Source organism: Bradyrhizobium sp., from assembly GCF_049512235.1.
Taxonomy (GTDB): domain Bacteria; phylum Pseudomonadota; class Alphaproteobacteria; order Rhizobiales; family Xanthobacteraceae; genus Bradyrhizobium.
Map to the genome: position 1 here is coordinate 1 of NZ_JBEKXH010000001.1, position 20,924 is coordinate 20,924.

At 62.3% G+C, this 20,924-nt stretch carries 17 protein-coding genes; 8 read left to right on the forward strand and 9 right to left on the reverse strand.

Annotated elements, in window-relative coordinates; genetic code table 11:
* From ABSG20_RS00005 to ABSG20_RS00040, 8 genes are all read right to left on the reverse strand, one after another.
* Positions 1 to 914, reverse strand: a 914-nt coding sequence (locus tag ABSG20_RS00005) for a protein-glutamate methylesterase/protein-glutamine glutaminase (RefSeq protein ID WP_423862416.1), incomplete at its 3' end; no start/stop codon positions are given.
* 9 nt (positions 915 to 923) lie between these two features.
* Positions 924 to 1,574, reverse strand: coding sequence for a chemoreceptor glutamine deamidase CheD (locus tag ABSG20_RS00010; RefSeq protein WP_423862417.1), 651 nt, complete (start codon positions 1,572 to 1,574; stop codon positions 924 to 926).
* The gene (locus ABSG20_RS00015) at positions 1,571 to 2,395 is read right to left on the reverse strand and encodes a CheR family methyltransferase (protein ID WP_423862418.1); all 825 of its coding nucleotides are present in this window, start codon (positions 2,393 to 2,395) and stop codon (positions 1,571 to 1,573) included. The genes ABSG20_RS00010 and ABSG20_RS00015 overlap by 4 nt, the downstream gene beginning before the upstream one ends.
* Before the next feature lie 68 nt (positions 2,396 to 2,463).
* On the reverse strand, positions 2,464 to 4,854 hold the full coding sequence (locus ABSG20_RS00020) for a methyl-accepting chemotaxis protein (protein ID WP_423862419.1): 2,391 nt from the start codon (positions 4,852 to 4,854) through the stop codon (positions 2,464 to 2,466).
* Positions 4,855 to 4,907: 53 nt separating this feature from the next.
* Complete coding sequence (locus ABSG20_RS00025) at positions 4,908 to 5,459, reverse strand: chemotaxis protein CheW (RefSeq protein WP_423862420.1); 552 nt, start codon at positions 5,457 to 5,459, stop codon at positions 4,908 to 4,910.
* Complete coding sequence (locus ABSG20_RS00030) at positions 5,449 to 7,524, reverse strand: chemotaxis protein CheA (protein ID WP_423862421.1); 2,076 nt, start codon at positions 7,522 to 7,524, stop codon at positions 5,449 to 5,451. The genes ABSG20_RS00025 and ABSG20_RS00030 overlap by 11 nt, the downstream gene beginning before the upstream one ends.
* Positions 7,515 to 7,883, reverse strand: a complete 369-nt coding sequence (locus ABSG20_RS00035; RefSeq protein WP_423862422.1) for a response regulator — start codon at positions 7,881 to 7,883, stop codon at positions 7,515 to 7,517. The genes ABSG20_RS00030 and ABSG20_RS00035 overlap by 10 nt, the downstream gene beginning before the upstream one ends.
* Complete coding sequence (locus ABSG20_RS00040) at positions 7,884 to 8,210, reverse strand: STAS domain-containing protein (protein WP_423862423.1); 327 nt, start codon at positions 8,208 to 8,210, stop codon at positions 7,884 to 7,886. It abuts the gene before it with no gap.
* A gap of 562 nt (positions 8,211 to 8,772) precedes the next feature.
* Between ABSG20_RS00040 and ABSG20_RS00045 the strand changes: the two genes are divergently transcribed.
* The 8 genes from ABSG20_RS00045 to ABSG20_RS00080 all read left to right on the forward strand — a co-directional run bounded on the left by ABSG20_RS00045 (position 8,773) and on the right by ABSG20_RS00080 (position 19,641).
* Positions 8,773 to 9,972, forward strand: coding sequence for an MdtA/MuxA family multidrug efflux RND transporter periplasmic adaptor subunit (locus ABSG20_RS00045; RefSeq protein WP_423862424.1), 1,200 nt, complete (start codon positions 8,773 to 8,775; stop codon positions 9,970 to 9,972).
* Positions 9,969 to 13,070 (forward strand): MdtB/MuxB family multidrug efflux RND transporter permease subunit, encoded by a 3,102-nt coding sequence (locus ABSG20_RS00050; RefSeq protein WP_423862425.1) that lies wholly within the window; start codon positions 9,969 to 9,971, stop codon positions 13,068 to 13,070. Before ABSG20_RS00045 ends, ABSG20_RS00050 begins: the two co-directional genes overlap by 4 nt.
* 12 nt (positions 13,071 to 13,082) lie before the next feature.
* Positions 13,083 to 16,373 (forward strand): efflux RND transporter permease subunit, encoded by a 3,291-nt coding sequence (locus ABSG20_RS00055; RefSeq protein WP_423862426.1) that lies wholly within the window; start codon positions 13,083 to 13,085, stop codon positions 16,371 to 16,373.
* Between the two features lie 41 nt (positions 16,374 to 16,414).
* Entirely contained in the window at positions 16,415 to 17,896 is a 1,482-nt protein-coding gene (locus ABSG20_RS00060; RefSeq protein ID WP_423862427.1) for an efflux transporter outer membrane subunit, read from the forward strand.
* Between the two features lie 51 nt (positions 17,897 to 17,947).
* Positions 17,948 to 18,265 carry a hypothetical protein gene (locus ABSG20_RS00065; protein WP_423862428.1) on the forward strand — a complete coding sequence of 106 codons (318 nt, stop codon included), beginning with the start codon at positions 17,948 to 17,950 and terminating at the stop codon, positions 18,263 to 18,265.
* 10 nt (positions 18,266 to 18,275) lie between these two features.
* The gene (locus tag ABSG20_RS00070; protein ID WP_423862429.1) at positions 18,276 to 18,680 is read left to right on the forward strand and encodes a BA14K family protein; all 405 of its coding nucleotides are present in this window, start codon (positions 18,276 to 18,278) and stop codon (positions 18,678 to 18,680) included.
* A 426-nt stretch (positions 18,681 to 19,106) separates the two neighbouring features.
* Entirely contained in the window at positions 19,107 to 19,349 is a 243-nt protein-coding gene (locus ABSG20_RS00075) for a type II toxin-antitoxin system RelE/ParE family toxin (RefSeq protein ID WP_423862457.1), read from the forward strand.
* A gap of 10 nt (positions 19,350 to 19,359) precedes the next feature.
* On the forward strand, positions 19,360 to 19,641 hold the full coding sequence (locus tag ABSG20_RS00080) for an addiction module antidote protein (protein WP_423862430.1): 282 nt from the start codon (positions 19,360 to 19,362) through the stop codon (positions 19,639 to 19,641).
* A 143-nt stretch (positions 19,642 to 19,784) separates the two neighbouring features.
* Here the strand turns inward: ABSG20_RS00080 and ABSG20_RS00085 are convergent, their stop codons facing one another.
* On the reverse strand, positions 19,785 to 20,672 hold the full coding sequence (locus ABSG20_RS00085; protein WP_423862431.1) for a sensor histidine kinase: 888 nt from the start codon (positions 20,670 to 20,672) through the stop codon (positions 19,785 to 19,787).
* Positions 20,673 to 20,924 lie beyond the last annotated feature (252 nt).

Consider the following 20,924-nt stretch of genomic DNA (forward strand, 5'->3'; position numbering starts at 1 on the left):
TGGCCGATCGTCGATGCGCCGGCCTGGCGCATTTCAAGCAGTCCGGCGGCACCGTCCTTGCCCATCCCGGTCAGAATAATTCCGACTGAATTGCTCCCCGCCGCACGGGCGACCGATCGAAACAACACGTCGACCGAGGGACGATGGCCGGATACCGCGGCCTGCTGGTTCAAGCGGCAGATATAATTGGCGCCGGAGCGCGCCAGTTCGAGATGCTGTCCGCCCGGCGCGACGTAGACGTGCCCTGGCAGCACCCGCTCGCCGTCCTTGGCCTGTGTCACCGTCACGGCGCAGCGCTGGTCGAGCCGGCCTGCGAAGGCCGCCGTGAACGCTTCAGGCATGTGCTGGGTGACGAGGATGGCCGGAGCATCCGCCGGGAATGCGCCGAGCAGGGTATGAAGTGCTTCGACGCCTCCGGTCGACGCCCCCACCGCAATCAGTTTCTCCGATGAGCTGTAGCCGGCGCCGGAGGGCGCCACAACCCTGGGCCGGTCCTGCGGCAACGGCCGGACATGGGCCTTGGCCGCCGCCTTGACCTTGGTGATGATCTCGGCGCGCAGCAGGGCGAAGCCCTCGCTCAGACCAATGGTCGGCTTCGCGACGTAATCCACGGCTCCCATTTCCAGCGCGCGCAACGTGACCTCGGCGCCCTTCTGCGTCAGCGATGAGATCATCACCACCGGCATCGGCCGCAACGTCATGATCTTTTCGAGAAACACGAGGCCGTCCATGCGCGGCATCTCGATGTCAAGCGTGATGACGTCGGGATTGAGGGACTTGATCATGTCCCGGGCGACGATCGGATCCGGCGCAGCCCCCACGACTGTAATCGTGGGATCCGATCCCAGTATCTGGGTCAGCATTTGCCTGACCAGGGCCGAGTCGTCGACAATGAGAACGCGGGTGTGTGGCACGGTGGGACCTCAAAAAAGCTCGGCCGAGCCGGCTACGGGTTCGGTTTCAAGCTTGGCCTTGTAGAGCGTTTCGGACTGAAGCGCGGCGATCTCTTCGAGAGGCTGCAGTTCCAGCATCATGATCTTGCCGGTCGCCGGGAAGTAATGGACCCGGCGGGCCAGATTGCCGCGCAGATGCGCGGCGGCGATCGGAAGACCTTCGGCCGCGAGGTAGGCTTCAACGAAATCGGCGTTGAGATGGCCGATATTGCTGCTTGCCTTCATCACATTGCCGCCGCCGAACACCTTGATCTCGAGACGCTCGCGCCTGCCGCCGCGGACCAGGATGTCGTTGATCAGGCGTTCCATGGCGACGTTGCCGTAGCGCATGCCGGCGGACACGGTGTTCCATCCGGAATTTGCCGAATTGCCGGCTTCCGGCAACATGAAGTGGTTCATGCCCCCGACCCCGGCATAGGCGTCGCGGATACATGCCGACACACACGAACCGAGAATGGTCACCAGCATTTCGCGGCCGTCCTGCGTGACGTGATGCTCCCCCGGAAATACCTTGACCGCGATCTCGCTGAAATCCGGATCGGTGTAACGGAAGGTGCTGGCGCCGAGATCGGCGGCGGGGCCAAACCTGGCGTCGCGAACACGCCTGCGGAGCTGGCTCATTTGACCCTGCTGTAGACGGTGTGATCGACCAGCTTGAACCGGTCGGTGATGTTTTGCAGGTTTTCGGAATGCCCGACCACCAGCCACCCCTCAGGCTTCAGCAGGTCGGCGTATCGGTCAAACAGCCGTGATTGGGTGGGCTTGTCGAAATAGATCACCACGTTGCGGCAGAAAATCACGTCGAACGGTCCCTTCATGGGCCAGGCTTCGAGCAGATTGAGCGGTGCGAACGAGATCAGCGATCGCAAGGCGTCGGCCATCGCGATGCGGCCGTCCGGCCCAATCGTGACGTCGCGCTTCTGGTATTTCGGCGGAATCGACTGCAGCCGCTCGGCATCGTAGAGGCCCGCCGCGGCGTGGTTGACCACGTTAGTATCGAGGTCGGTGGCCAGTATCTTGCGGTCCCATTGGGCCAGCGGCGCGTAATCCAGCAACGTCATCGCCAGCGTATAGGGCTCTTCCCCGGTCGAGCAGCCGGCCGACCAGATTCGCAGCCGGCCGGGGCCTCTGACCTGACGCTCCACCAGCGTCGGGAACACGGTGCGGCTCAAAAATTCGAAGTGATGCGGCTCGCGAAAAAAATTGGTGTGATTGGTGGTGACGGCGTTCACCAGCATCTGCTGCTCGGCGGCGCCGGCCGTACTGGACAGCATCGCGGTATATTCTTCGAACCCGGCCATGCCCAACGCCCGCAGGCGGCGCGACAGCCGGCCTTGCAGGAACGCGCGCTTTTTGTCGCTGATGACGATGCCGGTCGTACTCATCACCAGCGCGGATATCTTGCGAAAGTCTCCTTCCTGAAGAATGTACTCTTGTGGCACCGGCGGCCCTCACTGTGAGAAGAGTTGGGCGCACCGGCCTGCCAGGCCGGCGCGACGTTGTTGTTGTTTCAGAACTGCTTCCAGTCGACGTTGCCGGCTCCAGCCGCCGCACGACGGGCGGCCACCGGCTCGGCGGCCTCCTTCGGCGGTCTTGCAGCCGTACGGGGGGCTGCCGGCTGCGGTTCCGGGCGAGCCGCGGCTGACGGCTTGGCCGAGCGCAGTGTGCGGTCGACCACCGGATTGCCCGTCGACTTGATCCCCCTGGCCGGCGCCGGCGCGGCAAATTCGTCGGAGACGACGAATTGCGCGACCATCGCGGCCATCGAGGCGGTCTGCTCCTCCATCGATTTGGCCGCGGCGGCGGCTTCTTCCACCAGCGCCGCATTCTGCTGGGTCACCTTGTCCATCTGGGTCACGGCGTTGTTGACCTGCTCGATGCCGGCGCGCTGCTCCTGCGAGGCCGCCGAGATTTCCGCCATGATGTCGGTGACGCGTTTGACCGACTGGACGATCTCCTCCATGGTCTTGCCGGCGGTGTCGACCAGCCGCGAGCCGGATTCGACCTTGGAGACGGAGTCCGAAATCAACCCCTTGATCTCCTTGGCCGCATTGGCGCTGCGCTGGGCGAGGTTGCGAACTTCGGCCGCCACCACGGCGAAGCCGCGTCCCTGATCGCCGGCCCGCGCCGCTTCCACCGCGGCGTTGAGGGCGAGGATGTTGGTCTGGAACGCGATTTCGTCGATCACGCCGATGATGTCGGCGATCTTGCGGCTGGCCTGGGTAATGCCCTGCATGGTCCCGACCACTTCGGATACGACTTCGCCACCCTTGATCGCGACGTCGGAAGCCGACGAGGCCAGCTTGTTGGCCTGCTGGGCATTCTCGGCGTTCTGGCGAACCGTTTGGGTCAGTTCCTCCATGCTGGCGGCGGTCTCTTCGAGACTGGCGGCCTGCTCCTCGGTGCGCTGCGACAGATCGAAGTTGCCGGTCGCGATCTCGCGGGCCGCATTGGTCAGCGTCTGCGAGGTGTCGGCGATTTCGCTCACCATCGTCGACATGGTGTCGAGCAGGCCGTTGACGCCACCGCACAGCTGGGCGATATCGCCGCTTTTGTCCTCGAGCGGCACGCGGTGGCTGAGGTCGTTCTCCTTTGCCGCGTTGACGACGTCCTGGGTCTGCCGCACCGCGTCCTGCAGGGCTTCCGACGCCCGCACCTGCGCGGTGATATCGGTGGCGTATTTCACCACCTTGAACGGCTTGCCGTCGGGGCCCATGATCGGGTTGTAGCTGGCCTGGATCCAGACTTCCTTGCCGCCCTTGCCGATCCGCTTGTACTGTCCGGCATCGTATTCGCCGCGGCCGAGCTTGTCCCAGAACATCCGGTAGTCCGAACTCTGGCGATAGGCCGGCTCGACAAAGATCTGATGATGCTGGCCGACGATTTCGCCGGCTAGATAGCCGAGCGTGTTGCAGAAGTTATCGTTGGCGCGCAGAACCTTGCCGTCGAGACTGAACTCGATCACCGCCTGGGCCTTGTTGATGGCATCGATCTGGCCGCTGAAATCCGCGTTCTTCATGACCTGCGCGGTGATGTCGGTGGCGTACTTGACGACCTTGAAGGCTTTTCCGCCCTGATCGAGGATGGGATTGTAACTTCCCTGGATCCAGATTTCCCTGCCACCCTTGGCAATTCGCTTGTACTCGCCGGAGTCGTATTCGCCGCGGCCGAGCTTGTCCCAGAACGCCCGATACTCGGCGCTGCTCCGATAGTTCGCCTCGACGAAGATCGAATGGTGCTTGCCTTTGATCTCGTCGATCGTGTAACCGACCGCTGCCAGAAAGTTGGCGTTGGCGTTGACGATCGTGCCGTCCAGCATGAACTCGATCATCGCCTGCGTGCGGTCGATCGCCGCAAGCTGCGAGGATTGCGTGCGAATCGTAGTGACATCGGCCCATTCCAGCACGAAGCCTTCAGGCTGACCGGCGGCGTTCAGCGTCGCATTGACGTTCAGCGAAATCTTCAGTGGCCCGACGGGAATATCGGTGTTGAACGGCATATTGGCCGGATTGGCCAGCAGCCGGCGCTGATGCGCCGGATTCCTGTGAAAGGTGTCGATGCAGGTGCCGATCATGGCGTTGGGATCGAAGTTCGGCCAGATCTTGCGGAATTCGTCGAGATGCTGCCGGAACAGCGCCTTCGAGCTGTCGTTGAGATAGGTGATCTTCAGATCGGCATCGACCAGCATCACCGCGCTCGAGACGCCATCAACGACGCCGCGCAGCTTGCGGCTGAGGTCCGCCAGCCGCGGATCGACCGCATGCCTGACGGCAGGGCGGCTAACCGCTTTCATCGCTGCCGGCTTCTTCTTGGCGGATTTCTTCGAACGCGCCGCGATGACGGCTTCGGCGCTGGCAGGGTCGAATTCGTGCATCATCTCGTCATTGTTGTCTTGGCTCATGGTCGCCTCCTGAAGGGCCGTTGATAATCATTCCGATGGATGGATGAACTCGATTACGCCGCGATGGTCGCAGCGGCCTGGTCCGGGACGCTGCGGGTTGCCGGCTCACGGGCCGGATTGTCGAACAGCCCCGCCAGCGACACCAACGTCACCATGCGGTCTTCCATGGCGACGAGGCCGTCGATGAACTGGTCCTGGGCGGGCAGGCCCATCTCGGGCACGGCACGGATCGCCTTCGGATCGACCGAGATGATGTCGGATACCGTGTCGACCAACAGTCCGATGGTTCGGGCGCCGCTAGCCACGATGATGACGACATGCATCGCGGTCGTGACCGTCAGGCCCATGTTGAAACGTGCGCGCAGGTCGAAGATCGGGACAATCACCCCACGCAGGTTGATGACGCCGCGCACATGCGCGGGGGCGTTCGGGATCATCGTGGTGTCGGTCCAGCCCTTGATCTCGCGCACCACCATGATGTCGATGCCGTATTCCTCGGCGCCGAGCGTAAAGGTGATGAACTGCTGGGTGTTCTCGCCGACCGCTGAGCGATCCAGACTGTCGTAGCCAAGGGAACTGGCTTTGGCGCGATGTTCAGGCTGCATAGGTGATGTCCTCACGCGAGATGGTTGAAACGACGTCAGCCACGTCGCCCGTCCCGGCGAGCGGCTGTGAACCGGGATGGTCGGCGGCGATACGCAGCCGCTCGATATCGAGAATCAGCGCCACCCGGCCGTTGCCGAGAATGGTGGCGCCGCTGACGCCGTCGACGGAGCCATAATTCGATTCCAGGCTCTTCACGACGACCTGCTGCTGGCCCAAGAGATCATCGACCATGACGCCGATGCGGCCGGCATTCTCGCTTTCCACAATGATGACGATGCCCCGGCACGGATCCTTGATGGCGCCTGATATCGAAAAGCACCGGTACAGCGGTATCAACGGCACGTATTCCCCGCGCAGCGCCAGAACGTCGCCGCGTCCGACCACGGGATGGATGTCGGAGGCTTTGGGCCGCAGGCTCTCAATGATGGCGGTCAGCGGAATGATGAAGGTCTCCCCGGCCACGGAAACCACCATGCCATCCAGTACCGCGAGCGTCAGCGGCAGCGACAGCGTGAAGCGCGAGCCTTCGCCGTAGCGCGACTGCACCTGGATGCGACCTCCGAGCGACTGCACGTTCCGCCTCACCACGTCCATGCCGACGCCGCGGCCTGAAATGTTGGAGACCACCTCGGCCGTGGAAAATGCCGGCAGAAAGATCAAGTTGTCGATCTCCTCTTCGCTCAAGGAGGCGCCGGCGGCAACCAGGCCGCGGTCCTGGGCCTTGGCGAGGATCTTTTCCCGATTGATGCCGCGGCCATCGTCGGCGATCTCGATAATGATGCGGCCAGAACGCTGCGCGGCGGAAAGCCGGATGGTGCCCTGTCGCGGTTTGCCGGCGGCCATGCGGGTTGCGGGATCCTCGATGCCGTGGTCCAGCGCATTGCGGATCATGTGCGTGAGCGGATCGTTCAACTGCTCGATCACGGTCTTGTCGATTTCGGTGGCTTCGCCCGAGGTGACGATGCGCACCTCTTTGCCGAGCGTCGCGGCCAGATCGCGCACCACCCGGGGCATCCGCGCGAAAACCGATTTGACCGGCTGGGCCCGGATCGCCATGACGCTTTCCTGCAGCTCGCGCGCGCTTTGCGCCAGCGCCTCGATGCCCTGAATCAGCGTCGTATATTGATCCGGTGGCAGCAGCGTGCTCTGTTCGGTCAACATCGCCTGGGTGATCACGAGTTCACCCACAAGGTTGACAAGGCGATCGACCTTGTCGACATCGACCCGGATCGATTGCGAGGGAGCCGCCGCGGCGGCTTCGGCGGTCTTCGTCACCGTCTCCACCTTGCCGGCCCCGGCAATCGCCGGTTGGGATTCGATCTGCGGCGCCGGCTGTTCGGCCCGAATGGCGAGTTCGCAGTCGTCCTCCACGAACTCGAATACTTCCTGCACGACGCTTTTGGGAACACCGCTGTCGAGCGTGAAGCGCCAGCCCAGATAGGCCGCTTCCGGATCGATCGCTTCGAGCGCCGGCAGGCGCGAGCTATCGACCTCGACCCGCAGCCCGCCGAGCCGGCGCAACTGCCGGATCAGCAACAGCGGTTCGTTGGCCTTTTTCAAGAGTTCGGTATGCGGCGTGAATACGATATCGTAGCGATGCTCGCCCGGCACATCGCTTGCAACGGCCGCGGTTGCGCCATCCGACGGCGCGGTATCGCTTGCGCCGCCGAGCGCTTCCTCCATCATGGCCGAGATATCAGCGCCAAAGCCGGCCGGAAGCGCTTGCCCGTCCCGCGCCGCGTTCACGATATCGGTCAAGGCATCGCTGGCGCGGAGCAACAGCGCGACCACGTCGGCGGTCGCGGCAACCTTGCGCTCCCTGATGGCATCGAGCAGGCTCTCGAACACATGCGAAAACGCAACCAGCGAAGCGAACCCGAAGGCGCCGGCGCCGCCCTTGATGGAGTGAACCGACCTGAATATCGCGTGCAGGGTCTCCTCTTCCGCGCCGCCATTGGACAGCCGGTCGAGGTTGGATTGCAACGCGTCGAGCAATTCCGCGCATTCCTCGAAATAGGTTTTTCGGAATTGGGCGAGCGCGTCCTGTTCCACGGTCAAGGACATACGCGATGGACCAGGTCGACGAGCTTGTCAGGGCTGAACGGCTTCACCAGCCAGCCGGTGGCGCCCGCCGACTTGCCGGCCGCCTTTTTGGCGTCGTCGCTTTCGGTGGTGAGAATCAATATCGGAACGCCGCGGTGGTCCGACGCGCTGCGGACGTTCTTGATCAGCGTGATGCCGTCCATGATCGGCATGTTGATGTCGGTGATGATCAGGTCGAACCTGGTTCCGCGCATCACGTCGAGCGCGTTTTGGCCGTCGCTGGCTTCCATCACTTCGAAGCCGGCCTTGCGCAGCGTGAACGTAACCATGTCTCGCATGGTCTTGGAGTCATCCACGGCGAGGATCTTTCTTGGCGCCATCTAAACCATCCACTTGCTGAAGTCGGGTTGTAAGCCGAAGTCGTCTATGGCGCGGCGGAACGCGTCGCTTGCATGCCTGATGACCAAAGAACAATTTGTCGCGTCGCGCTTGCGGCCGGCCGCCAGAAGGATCTGTACGCAGGGCGTGGCGGCGTAGTCGACGTCAGATCCATCGAGGGTCAGTATCGGATCGCCGCTGCGCGTCAGAATGCCGGTCAAGAGATCGTTGGCAAAGGCGAGATCGAGCCTGCTGGGCAGCGCGATGACGGCGGTTGCCGCGGCCTCCCGCTCGCCATCGCCACGGTTTTGGAACGCAGTCTTTTCCACAAGAGAATCCTGACGTTGTCATGGACCGAGCCGGCCGCATGCAATTTCGAAAAAGCCACGTAGCTTCGAAAATCTCGAACCGTGATGAGCGAGTTCAGCTGGATAAATACTCCGGCCGATGTTATGAGCAGTTAAGCTTGCGATCGGTAGTACTACGGCAACCCAATGCATGTGATGCGGCGGACGGCGCGGCGACGAGAGCCGCGGGAAAGGCTGAGCTATCAATCGAGCGCGCGATCGATCCTGCGTTTGCGCAGAACAAGCATTGAGCCGGTAATTTTACGGGCCCGGATCTTAACCGGGACCCTTGTTGGTCAAAGATCGTAGCAATGCAATTCTTTCCGATTGTTAACGCGACAAGCCCTGCTGGAACCGATCAAATATGGCTGCCGAGCGGATGCTCAGAGGTCGCCAACCGCCAAGTTGTGATACATTGTTGAACTGCCGATAACCTGATCGATGGCTCTGGCTGATGGACCAACCCGTAAAACCCTTCGTTGATTTTCCTCCGATTGGGCCTTCGCCGGCCACCCCGCGGGGGCCGCGCCGGCGTGTCGGGCGCATGCTGTTGCTCTCCGTACTTGCGATACTGATTGTCGCCGGCGTCGTCTGGTGGAGCCGGCAGCAGACCGCGCCACAGCCAGGCGGTGCGGGCCGAAATGCCGCGCCAATGTCGATCGTGCCCGAGACGGTCGCCAAGGGCGATATCGGCATCAACCTCAATGCGCTGGGCACGGTGACCTCGCTTGCCACGGTCACGGTCAGGACCCAGATCAGCGGCTATCTGATCAAGATCGATTTCACGGAAGGGCAGGAAGTCAAGAAGGGCGACCTGCTCGCGGAAATCGATTCGCGGCCCTACGAGGCAACCCTCGCGCAAGCCAAAGGCCAGTTGGCGCGCGACGAAGCGATGCTGAAAGGCGCCCAGGTCGATCTCACGCGCTATCAGGGCCTGGCGGCGCAGAATGCCGTGCCGCATCAGACACTGGACACCCAGGTCGCGCTGGTTGGACAGGACCAGGGCACGGTCGAAGCCGACCGCGGAACGGTCAAGTCGGCCGAGGTCAACCTGCAATATTGCCGTATCCTGTCGCCGCTGGACGGCCGCGTCGGGCTGCGCCAGGTCGATCAGGGCAACTATGTGACTCCAGGCGACACCAACGGCCTCGTCGTCATCACGCAGTTGCAGCCGATCAGCGTGCTGTTCACGGTGCCGGAGGATAATTTGCAGGCGATTTCGAAGCGGCTGCAGCAAGGCGCCATGCTGCCCGCGACCGCCTATGATCGCAGCGGCGCCAACAAGCTCGCCGACGGGACCCTCTCGACCTTCGACAGCCAGATCGATCCGACCACCGGAACCATCAAGCTGCGGGGGCTGTTCCCGAACGAATCGCGGACGCTCTATCCCAATCAGTTCGTGAATATCCGGTTGCTGATCGACACCCACAAGGACGTGACGACGATGTCGACCGCGGGAATCCAGCGCGGCGTCCCCGGCACCTTTGTCTATCTGATCAATGCCGACAACACCGTATCGGTTCGCCCGGTGCAGCTCGGCGCGACCGACGGCGATCGGGCGGAGGTTCGCTCCGGGCTGGCGCCAGGCGATCGCATCGTCATCGATGGCGCCGACAAGCTGCGCGAAGGTGCGAAGGTCAACATCCGGACGGAGAATGACGCCGCCGCGCCGCCGCCGTCGGCGCCGGGCCCGGATAAATCGGGCGGCAAGAAGCGACGTTCGGACGACGGGCAAAAACAGTGAACCCGTCGCAGCCGTTCATTTTACGGCCGGTGGCCACCACGTTGCTGATGATAGCCATCATGCTTACGGGCATCCTGGCGTTCAGATTCCTGCCGGTCGCCGCTCTGCCTGAAGTCGACTATCCGACCATCCAGGTGCAGACTTTCTATCCCGGCGCCAGTCCGGACGTGATGACATCGTCGGTTACCGCGCCCTTGGAGGTGCAATTCGGCCAAATGCCGAATCTCAACCAGATGAGTTCGGTAAGTTCCGCCGGTGCGTCGGTCATCACCCTGCAGTTCGGACTCACCATCTCCCTCGATGTTGCCGAACAGGAAGTGCAGGCCGCCATCAATGCCGCCGGCAATCTCCTGCCTTCCGATCTGCCGGCGCCGCCGATTTACGCCAAGGTCAACCCGGCCGACGCGCCGATCCTGACGCTGGGGTTGACGTCGAAAACCTTGCCGCTGACGCAGGTGGAAGATTTCGCGGATACCCGGCTCGCGCAAAAGATCTCCCAGCTTCCCGGCGTCGGACTTGTCAGCATTTCTGGCGGTCAGCGACCCGCGGTGCGGATTCGTGCCGATATCCGCAAACTCGCCGCCTACGGATTGAACATTGATGATCTCCGCACCACCCTCGGCAATGCCAACATCAACACGCCGAAGGGAAATTTCGACGGCGCGATGCGTGCCTACACCATCAATGCCAACGACCAGATCAGAAATGCCAGCGACTATCGGGCACTGATAGTGGCCTACAAAAACGGTTCGCCGGTTCGGCTCAGCGACGTCGGCGACGTCGTCGACGGCGCCCAGAACGACAAGCTTGGCGCCTGGATGAACCAGGTGCCGGCAATCATCCTGAACATCCAGCGCCAGCCCGGCGCCAACGTCATTGCAGTCGTCGAGGGCATCAAGGCGCTGTTACCGCAATTGCAGGCCGCGCTGCCTGCCGCGATCGATCTCAACATTCTGACCGACCGGACCGTGACCATCCGCGCTTCGGTGCAGGATGTGGAATACGAACTGGCGCTCGCCGTCATCCTGGTGGTGCTGGTGATCTTCGTGTTCCTGCGCAACGCACGGGCGACCCTGATCCCGAGCCTGTCGGTGCCGCTGTCGCTGGTCGGTACGCTTGGCGCGATGTACCTGTTCGGCTTCAGCCTCAACAATCTGTCCCTGATGGCGCTGACCATCGCCACCGGCTTCGTGGTCGACGACGCCATCGTGGTGATTGAAAACATCTCCCGTTATATCGAAGAGGGCGAGTCGCCGCTGCGCGCGGCGTTGCGCGGCTCCGAACAGATCGGCTTCACCATTATTTCGCTGACGGTGTCGCTGATCGCGGTGCTGATTCCGCTGCTGTTCATGGGCGACGTGGTGGGCCGGCTATTCCGGGAATTTGCCATCACGCTTTCGGTCACCATCCTGATTTCCGCCGTGGTATCGCTGACCCTGGTGCCGATGGCCTGCGCCAAGCTGCTCAAGCCGGAGACCGAGTCCCACGAGAACGCCTTTCAGCGTTATTTCCGCGAAGGGTTCGACCGGATCATCGCGGTCTATGGGGATGCGCTCAACTGGGTACTCGATCGTCAGACTTTTGTTCTCTTGATTGCCTTGGCTACCTTCGCGCTGACCGCCCTGCTCTACGTTGTCATCCCCAAGGGCTTCTTCCCGCTTCAGGATACCGGCGTCATTCAGGCCATATCCGAGGCGCCGCAGTCGGTGTCCTACGCCGCGATGGCGGAGCGGCAACAGCAATTGGCCGCCGCCATTCTCAGGGATCCCGACGTCGAAAGTCTTTCCTCGTTCATCGGCGTCGACGGCACCAACACGACGCTCAACAGCGGCCGCATCCTGATCAATCTCAAACCGCACGACCAGCGCAAATCCGACATCACAAGTGTGATGCGGCGCCTCAAGGACCGTACCGCGTCCCTGACAGGTGTCACCCTTTTCATGCAGCCGGTTCAGGACCTGACGATCGAGGGCACCGTCAGCCGGACGCAATACCAATTCATCCTTCAGGATGCGGATCCGGCGCAACTTGCCGAATGGACGCCCAAACTGGTCGACAAGCTTAGCCAGCTTCCGCAGCTTGCCGACGTCACCAGCGACATCTCGAATCAGGGGCTATCCGTCTTCGTCGAGATCGACCGCGACCAGGCCGCCCGTTTTGGAATTACACCTGCGACGGTCGACAACGCGCTTTACGATTCCTACGGCCAGCGCATCGTCTCCACCATCTTCACCAATTCGAACCAGTACCGCGTCATCCTCGAAGCCGATCCCTCCTTGCAAACCTCCCTGCAATCCCTGTCGGACATCTATCTGCCCTCGTCGGTGGGCGGCGCGCCGGTGCCGCTGGCGGTGATGGCCAAGATGCGACAGGAAACGGCGCCGCTGCAGGTCTCGCATCTCGGCCAGTTTCCCGCATCCACCGTATCCTTCAACCTGGCGCCCGGCGCATCGCTCGGCGAGGCGGTGACGGCGATCAAGCAGGCCGAGATCGACATTGGGCTGCCGCTCAGCGTCATCTCGAGCTTTCAGGGTGCCGCGCTGGCGTTCCAGTCATCGCTTTCAAATCAGCTGTTCCTGATCCTGGCGGCGGTCGTCACCGTCTATATCGTGCTCGGCGTACTTTATGAGAGCTTCATCCATCCGCTTACCATCCTCTCGACGCTGCCGTCGGCCGGCATCGGCGCGCTGCTGGCGCTGATGGTCGCCGGCGACGATCTGACCATCGTCGCCATCATCGGCATTATTCTTCTGATCGGCATCGTCAAAAAGAACGCGATCATGATGATCGACTTCGCGCTCGACGCCGAGCGAAACGAGGGCAAACCGCCGCGCGAAGCCATCTACCAGGCCTGTCTGCTGCGATTCCGCCCCATCCTGATGACGACGATGGCGGCGATCCTGGGCGCCTTGCCGTTGATGCTCGGGACCGGCGCGGGTTCCGAATTGCGGCACCCGCTTGGTATTTCCATTGTCGGTGGCCTCCTGGTCAGTCAACTGCTGACCCTGTTCACCACGCCGGTGATCTACCTCTGGTTCGATCGCCTGGCAGCGCGGTTTGCCGGCCGCGCCGGTGGCGTGGCGAACGAGCTGAACTGAGTCATGTAAGAAATGGACCCGTCAACCCCCTTCATTCGCCGACCGGTCGCAACCACGCTATTGACCTTCGGCCTGGCGGCGGCCGGGGCTGTGGCATTTTTCAAGCTGCCGGTGTCGCCGCTGCCGCAGGTGGATTTTCCGACCATTTCCGTGCAGGCGACCCTGCCGGGCGCCAGCCCGGAGGATGTCGCCACCACCGTCGCGAGCCCGCTCGAGCGCCATCTCGGGCAGATCGCCGATGTCACCGAGATGACTTCCTCGAGCACGGTGGGATCGACCCGCATCACCCTGCAGTTCGGACTTAACCGGGATATCAACGGCGCGGCGCGCGACGTGCAGGCGGCCATCAATGCCGCCCGCGCCGACCTGCCGACCAGCCTGCGCACCAATCCGACCTACCGCAAGGTCAATCCCGCCGATGCGCCGATCCTGATCCTGACCTTGACTTCCGACACGCTGACCCGCGGCGATATGTATGATGCGGCTTCGACCGTGCTGGCGCAGAAGCTGTCGCAAGTCGACGGCATCGGTGAGGTCGCGGTCAGCGGCAGTGCACTGCCGGCGGTGCGAGTCGAACTCATTCCGCAGGCGCTCTTCAAATACGGCATCGGTCTTGAAGACGTACGCGCCGCGCTCGCCAGCGCCAACGCCCACAGCCCGAAGGGCGGGATCGACGTCGGCGACCAGCGCTATCAGATCTATGCCAACGACCAGGCCAACAAGGCCGCCGATTACCAGCCGTTGATCGTGGCCTATCGCAATGGCGCGGCGGTCCATCTTTCAGATCTCGGCGAGGTCACCGATGCGGTCGAAAACCTGCGCAATGCCGGTCTCGCCAACGCCAAGCCCGCCGTCCTGATCATCCTCTACCGGCAGCCCGGCGCCAACATCATCTCGACCGTCGATCTGGTGAAAGGGCTGCTGCCCCAATTGCGGGCCTCGATTTCGCCGGCCATCGATATCGGAGTGGGCGTCGACCGCTCGACGACGATCCGCACCTCATTGCGGGACGTCGAGCGGACGTTGATCCTGGCCGTGCTGCTGGTGATCGTCGTGGTTTTCGCCTTCCTGCGCAGCCCGCGCGCCACGCTGGTCCCCGTGGTGGCGGTCTCGGCATCCTTGATCGCCACCTTCGCCGCCATGTACCTGTTCGGCTACAGCCTGGACAATCTCTCGCTGATGGCGCTGACGGTCGCGACCGGCTTTGTCGTCGATGATGCCATCGTCGTGCTGGAGAACATCACCCGCTATATCGAAAATGGACTGTCACCGCTGCAAGCCGCGCTCAAGGGAGCCAACGAGGTCGGCTTCACCGTGCTGTCGATGAGCATCTCGCTGATTGCCGTCTTCATTCCGATCCTTCTGATGGGCGGTATTGTCGGCCGCCTGTTCCGCGAATTCGCCATGACGATCTCGATCGCGATCATGATTTCGCTGGCGATTTCGCTAGCGACCACGCCGATGATGTGCGCCGTGCTGCTGCGCAGCGAATCCGGCGTCAGACATGGCCGGCTTTATCAGGCGAGCGAGCGCTTCTTTGACGCGATGCTGAACTTCTATCGGCGCACACTTGCGGTCGCGCTTCGGCATCCGGCAGGCATCATGGTGGTCCTCGCCGTGGTGCTGGGACTCAATGTCTACCTGTACATCATTATCCCCAAGGGCTTTTTCCCGCAGCAGGATACTGGGGGGATGATCGGCAGCATTCAGGCCGATCAAAGCATTTCGTTTCAGCTGATGCAGCAGAAGCTGACGCAGTTCGTCACCATCATCAAGGACGATCCCGCGGTCCAGACCGTCGTCGGGTTCACCGGCGGCGGTCAAACCAATTCCGGTTTCATGTTCGTGTCGTTGAAGCCGCTCAGCGAACGCAAATTGCCCGTCGATCAGGTGATCGGACGGCTGCGGCGGAAAATGGCCGTTGTTCCCGGCGCGACCCTGTTCCTGCAGGCGGTGCAGGATATTCGCGTCGGCGGCCGGGCCAGCAATGCGCAGTATCAATTCACCCTTCAGGGCTCCACATTTGAGGAGCTCAATGAATGGACGCCGAAGATCGCAGCCGCCCTGCAGACCGATCCCAACCTTACCGACGTCAACAGCGACCAGCAGAACAAGGGACTGGAATCCGACCTGGTGATCGACCGCGACGCCGCGGCCCAACTGGGAATCACCGTCAGTCAGATCGACAACACGCTCTACGATGCGTTCGGCCAGCGCCAGGTTTCGACCATCTATGTGGCCCGCAACCAGTATCATGTGATCATGGAGGTGGCACCGCGCTACTGGCAAAATCCGCTGACGCTCAGGGATGTCTATGTCAGCACCTCGGGCGGCGCGGTCGGCGGCTCGCAGGCCACCAATGCGGTCGCCGGGACCATCGTGGCGACCGGAACGTCTTCGGCGCTCGCTGCCGCCAACGCCCAAGCCGCCCGCAATCTCGCCACCAACTCGATCGGCGCCACCGGCAAGGGCGCGGCCTCGACCGGATCCGCGGTCAGTACCGCCATCGAGACCATGATCCCGCTGTCCGCCGTCGCGCATTTTACCCAAGGCGCGACCCCGCTCGCGGTCAATCACCAGGGCCTGTTGGTCGCCAACACCATTTCGTTCAATCTGGCGCCGAATGTGTCGCTCAGCACCGCCGTCACCACGATCGAGACCGCCATGAACCGGATCGGCGTGCCCGCAACCATACGCGGCACCTTCCAGGGTACGGCGAAAGCCTTCCAGGACTCGCTCGCAAGCGAGCCCTACCTCATTCTGGCGGCCTTGGTCGCGATCTACATCGTACTCGGCGTGCTGTATGAAAGCTACGTTCACCCCCTGACCATTCTGTCCACCCTGCCTTCGGCCGGCGTCGGCGCGCTGCTGGCGCTGATCGCGTTCCACACCGAGTTCAGCATCATGGCGCTGATCGGCGTCATCCTCTTGATCGGCATCGTCAAGAAGAACGCGATCATGATGATCGATTTTGCGCTTGAAGCCGAACGTAAGAATGGACTCAGTCCTCGGGATGCCATCCACGAGGCTTGCCTGCTCCGCTTCAGGCCGATCATGATGACGACCATGGCTGCCATGCTCGGTGCGCTCCCTTTGGCCATCGGCTTCGGAGAAGGTGGCGAGCTTCGCCAGCCGCTCGGTATCGCCATCGTCGGAGGCCTGATCCTGAGCCAGGTCCTGACGCTTTATTCGACGCCGGTCATTTACTTGTATATGGATCGGTTCCAGTCTTGGAGCCGGCGTCTCCGGGACGGTAATACCGCTTCGCTTGCGCCCGACACCACGCTGCAACCGGGCGAGTAGGTGTCAATCTTGCAGGCCGCTGTAACAATTGGGTAGGGTTTGTGCCGAAGTCGATTTCTGCTGCCGCAAGACTAGACGAAAGGATTCGGAACGCCGCGGCGCTCCTGCTCGGCCTTTCTTTGTCGGGTTGCATTCTCGGGTCCGAGCGGCCCGACCTCAATCTCGAGATTCCCGCGACCTATCGCGAGGAATCCCGCCAATCCCGCGGCGCGCCCGACATGGCGCTTCCGGCCGTGGACTGGTGGCGCGGCTTCCGCTGCAGCGAACTGACTGATCTGATGCAGGCGGCCCAGATCTATAATCTCGACATTGCGGTCGCCGTTGCGGAGATCGTCCAGGCGGATGCCCAGGTCGGGGTATCGGGCGCGCCCTTGCTGCCTTCCATCACCGGAACCGGAACGGCCGAACAGATGCACGAGGCGGCCTCCTCGGTCGCCGGCGGGTCCACCCCCCCGACGACGTTCTCCCAATACAATCTTGGGCTCACCGCAAGCTACATGGTCGATTTTTGGGGCAAGAACCGCGCTACACTGTATTCCGCTGAGGAGAACGCAAGTGTCGCCCGGTACAATCGTGAAGTGGTGACGCTCACCACGATCGTGACCGTTGCCAACACGTATTTCCAGATCCTGGCCGCGCAGGATCAGCTGCGCGTCGCACGCCGCGATCTCGCCGCGGCTGAACGCATCCTTATGCTCATCAAGCAGCAGTTTACCGGCGGAACCGCGTCACAGCTCGACCTGTCGCAACAGGAAGCGCTGGTGGCGACCCAGCGCGCCTCGATACCCCCGCTTGAAGTGACGTTGCGGCAGAATATCGCCGCCCTGGCGCTGCTGGTCGCTCGCGCGCCGGCGAATTTCGACGTGAACGGCGGGACAACGACGCAAATCGCGGTTCCCAGGGTCACGCCGGGCTTGCCTTCGGAATTGCTCTATCAGAGGCCGGACGTCCGTCAGGCCGAAGCGCAACTCGCAGCCTCCAATTTCAGTGTCGAAGCCGCGCGCGCGGCGTTCTTCCCGCAGATCCAGTTGACCGCCCAGACCGGGGTCCAGAGCGCGGCGCTGGCGTCGCTGTTCGGGCCGGGCGCCTGGTTTTATACCTTGTCCGCGGGACTGACGCAGCCGCTGTTTGACGGCTTCCTGCTGGAGAGCCAACTGAAGCAGGCGAAAGGTGTGCAACTGCAAAATCTGCAGGCTTACCGCAAGGCGGTACTGTCGGCATTCGCCGATGTCGAAAAAGCGCTGGTTGCGCTTGCGCAATTCACCCGCCAGGAGAAGCTGCAAACCGACGTCGTGACCGCTTCCCGCAAGGCTTTCGACGTGTCGGAAACTCAATATCGTGGCGGTACAGTCAACCTGCTCACCGTTCTGCAGACAGAGCAGACACTCTTTACGGCGGAAAACACTTTGGTGCTGGTGCGGCTGTCGAAACTGCAGGCGGCCAGCAGCCTGTTCCAGGCGCTGGGCGGCGGATGGACGCCGCAGGGAACGCTGGCCTCCCTGCAACCGCAAGGTCAGAACTGAGCGAGATGTTTCCGACGACAGGCTGGATGCAACGACATCGAGGAATGGCTGATGAGAACGATGGCTTTTCGCGGGGCGCTCTTGCTGGTTATAATGTCGGGCGCGGCGCTTTCGGCCGCTTCCGCGCAGCCCGCACCGAACAATACGCCGTTGTCGTTCGGCATGAACGCCGACGAGGTGTCGCGGGCTTTGGGAACTCCATTGAACTATGTCCGCGGCCGTCCTGGCGACGAACTCTATCTCGCTTTGCCCAATGTGAAAGGCGCGGCGTTGTCGGATCGGAATGATGCGCTCTATCTGCAATTCCGCCGCGGCAGGCTGCAGGGTTGGAAGGGCGATTGGGGCGCCAATCGGCCCTGCTGCCATTGAGGACGCGATCATGAGCAAGCCCGGATTATTGCTGGCGGCCGTAGCGATCTTGGCAACGAGCCCGATGCCGGTCTCGGCCGCGGACCTTGGCAATGGCGGGTCCGCCAGCGTAAGCCAGCCCGCCATTACCCGCAGCGGCCCGCCTCGCATCATCTGGTTTTTCGATGGCCGCGACGACACCAGGGACTTCCCGACCAACGGCTTCTTCCCCGGCGATTTCGCCGCCGATCCCTTTGGCGCCGCAATCGGAGCCGCCGGACTGTTCGGCAGCACGCCATCGCACCCTTTCGATGGTATCCCGCAAGCGGACGCCAGATCGCGGTATGACAGGAGCGATTGCGCAGGGCGGCATCGTTCGTATGACCCGACTTCCGGCACTTTTGTGGGATTTGACTACGTGCGGCATCGGTGTTGACGCCGCATCGTTCATGGAACGGATGAAAACGGGAAATCCTGACGGGACAATACCTGCGAGAGAGTGGAGATCGTCGTGAGTGACGCAAAGCTCTTCGCGCTCCATCGCTTCCGGCAGCCCGTAAGGCGCATCGAAGCCGAAAGCTCAACCCGCTTCTCGATTGTTGGCACGCCGGGCGGACGCGCTAGCTACAGCTAAGCTAGAGCCTGTCGATCGGCAATCAGACAACCTTGCTCATGCCCCGAATGCGGCGTGCTAGCGCGCCCATGATGTACCGCAACTTTTTCTCCGGCCTTCGCCAGAATGAAATGAAATGGAGGGGCAGCGGAGAGAGAACAGCGGCATCTTGACAAGATGTCCGTTATAAGAGACAATAGCATGATAGAAGTTCGACAGACCGACGTCTTTACCGAGTAGTTTGCAGGGCTGCGGGATCGCGAAGCGCGTTCTCGAATCACTGTTCGCATCCGACGCCTCTCGCTCGGTAATCCCGGTGACGTAAGGCCGGTGGGCAGCGGCGTGTCGGAGATGCGGATCGACCACGGCCCTGGCTATCGGGTGTATTTCGTCGGACGCGGCGACATGGTGGTCGTCCTGCTCTGCGGCGGTGACAAACGGCACCAGAATCGCGACATCGCGCGTGCCCTCGAACTCGCGCAGGAGGTTTAGAGAGGACGACATGGCTCGTAAAACTAGCCGTTGGGATGCTGCCGAGACCCTGGAAACCAAGGAGGACATCGCCGCCTATCTCGATGCCGTTCTTGAGGATGGCGACCCCGATTTGCTCAAGGCCGCACTCGGCGATATCGCCCGCGCCAAGGGCATGACCGAGATTGCGCAAGCCGCGGGCCTCGGCCGCGCCAATCTCTATAAGGCACTATCGCCGGATGGCAACCCGGAGTTCGCAACCGTTGCCAGAGTCCTGAAAGCTCTCGGGCTTAGGCTCTCCGTTGCTGCGTAAGGCCACGCCTCGCGAAGGGGTCTACGAATTCTTAGACCCGCGTCTGGACCTGCCCGGCAACCAGATCCCGCACCTCGCCGTATCCGTCCCGCCGCTTCATAAGGTCAAACAAGGGCGCCCGGAAATTTGCCCCGGTTACGAGCTTATCCCATTAGCCGCTCTTTGGTCATCCGAAGCGTGACGATGACGCCCTCACTGCTCCAGTCGCAGGCAATCGAGCCGCCAAGCTCGATCGTCATGCCGCGGTTGAGAAGCTTGCTACCGTATCCTCCGTCATCGGCGGGAGCGGTAACAAGTGGTCCGCCGCGCTCGGTCCAGACCACCACCACGTCGGTGTCATGGGCTGCGGATGAGATGTCGAGCGCGCCGGACGGCGACGATAACGCGCCATATTTGAGGGAGTTGGTCGCAAGCTCATGCACGACGAGCGCGAGCATCGTCGCGGCCTTCTCGCCGACCGCCATGCGCGGCACCGCGACACGGACGCGGCCACTGAACGCCCCCACGTCGTCATAAGGCGCAAGCAACACCGTGAATAGATCACCAAGCAGCGCCGCCTTTTCGCCTTGGCCCGGAACGGGAAGGACAAGATCGTGCGCGCGCCCCAGCGCGGTCAGCCGGTGCGTGAGTTCCTGGGCCATGCCGGCAGTGGTCTTTGCAGACCGCGATGTGATTGCGGTGAGGCCGGATGCGATCGCCAACAGGTTCTTGACCCGATGGCTCATTTCACCGGCAAGCAACTCATGCCCTTCCTCGGCCAGCTTGCGTCCGGTGACGTCGATGAAGATACCAAACATGATGCGACCGACAATGTCTGCATCATTTCCCTGACCCCGAGCCGATACCCAGCGGACCTCATCACTAACCGTGATGCGGAAGTCGATTTCATATGCGCCGACGAGGGCGCGCGTAGCGACAAACGCCGCCTTTACCCGATCACGATCCGCGGGATGAACATGGGCCGAGAGGTCATCGAACGTCACGTAGGCGCTGAGAGGCACGCCCCAAAGCCGGAAGGCGCGCTCGTCCATGGTAAATCTGTTGCTGTCGACATTCCATGACCAGAGGGCGACGCCCGCTGCCGCGATTGCCAGGCGCAAATGTCCGGCGTCCCAGACTGGCAGCTCGGATATTTCAAAGGGCTCTGCGCAACCTGGTGGAACTGGAACTGCATTCGTCGCGCCGTCGCGTACCTGCGCTTCCATATTTATTTTCTACTTCCATGGAACTTTAACGTGAGCCTCAACTGCAAGGTCAAAAGGTTAATGGCGGTGATAACCAAC

Excerpts from the sequence above, each read along its gene's own strand:
- ABSG20_RS00010 (WP_423862417.1), bottom strand. The coding sequence starts at position 1,574 with ATGAGCCAGCTCCGCAGGCGTGTTCGCGACGCCAGGTTTGGCCCCGCC.
- ABSG20_RS00020 (WP_423862419.1), bottom strand. The coding sequence starts at position 4,854 with ATGAGCCAAGACAACAATGACGAGATGATGCACGAATTCGACCCTGCC.
- ABSG20_RS00025 (WP_423862420.1), bottom strand. The coding sequence starts at position 5,459 with ATGCAGCCTGAACATCGCGCCAAAGCCAGTTCCCTTGGCTACGACAGT.
- ABSG20_RS00030 (WP_423862421.1), bottom strand. The coding sequence starts at position 7,524 with ATGTCCTTGACCGTGGAACAGGACGCGCTCGCCCAATTCCGAAAAACC.
- ABSG20_RS00035 (WP_423862422.1), bottom strand. The coding sequence starts at position 7,883 with ATGGCGCCAAGAAAGATCCTCGCCGTGGATGACTCCAAGACCATGCGA.
- ABSG20_RS00045 (WP_423862424.1), top strand. The coding sequence starts at position 8,773 with ATGCTGTTGCTCTCCGTACTTGCGATACTGATTGTCGCCGGCGTCGTC.
- ABSG20_RS00055 (WP_423862426.1), top strand. The coding sequence starts at position 13,083 with ATGGACCCGTCAACCCCCTTCATTCGCCGACCGGTCGCAACCACGCTA.
- ABSG20_RS00065 (WP_423862428.1), top strand. The coding sequence starts at position 17,948 with ATGAGAACGATGGCTTTTCGCGGGGCGCTCTTGCTGGTTATAATGTCG.
- ABSG20_RS00070 (WP_423862429.1), top strand. The coding sequence starts at position 18,276 with ATGAGCAAGCCCGGATTATTGCTGGCGGCCGTAGCGATCTTGGCAACG.
- ABSG20_RS00080 (WP_423862430.1), top strand. The coding sequence starts at position 19,360 with ATGGCTCGTAAAACTAGCCGTTGGGATGCTGCCGAGACCCTGGAAACC.
- ABSG20_RS00085 (WP_423862431.1), bottom strand. The coding sequence starts at position 20,672 with ATGGACGAGCGCGCCTTCCGGCTTTGGGGCGTGCCTCTCAGCGCCTAC.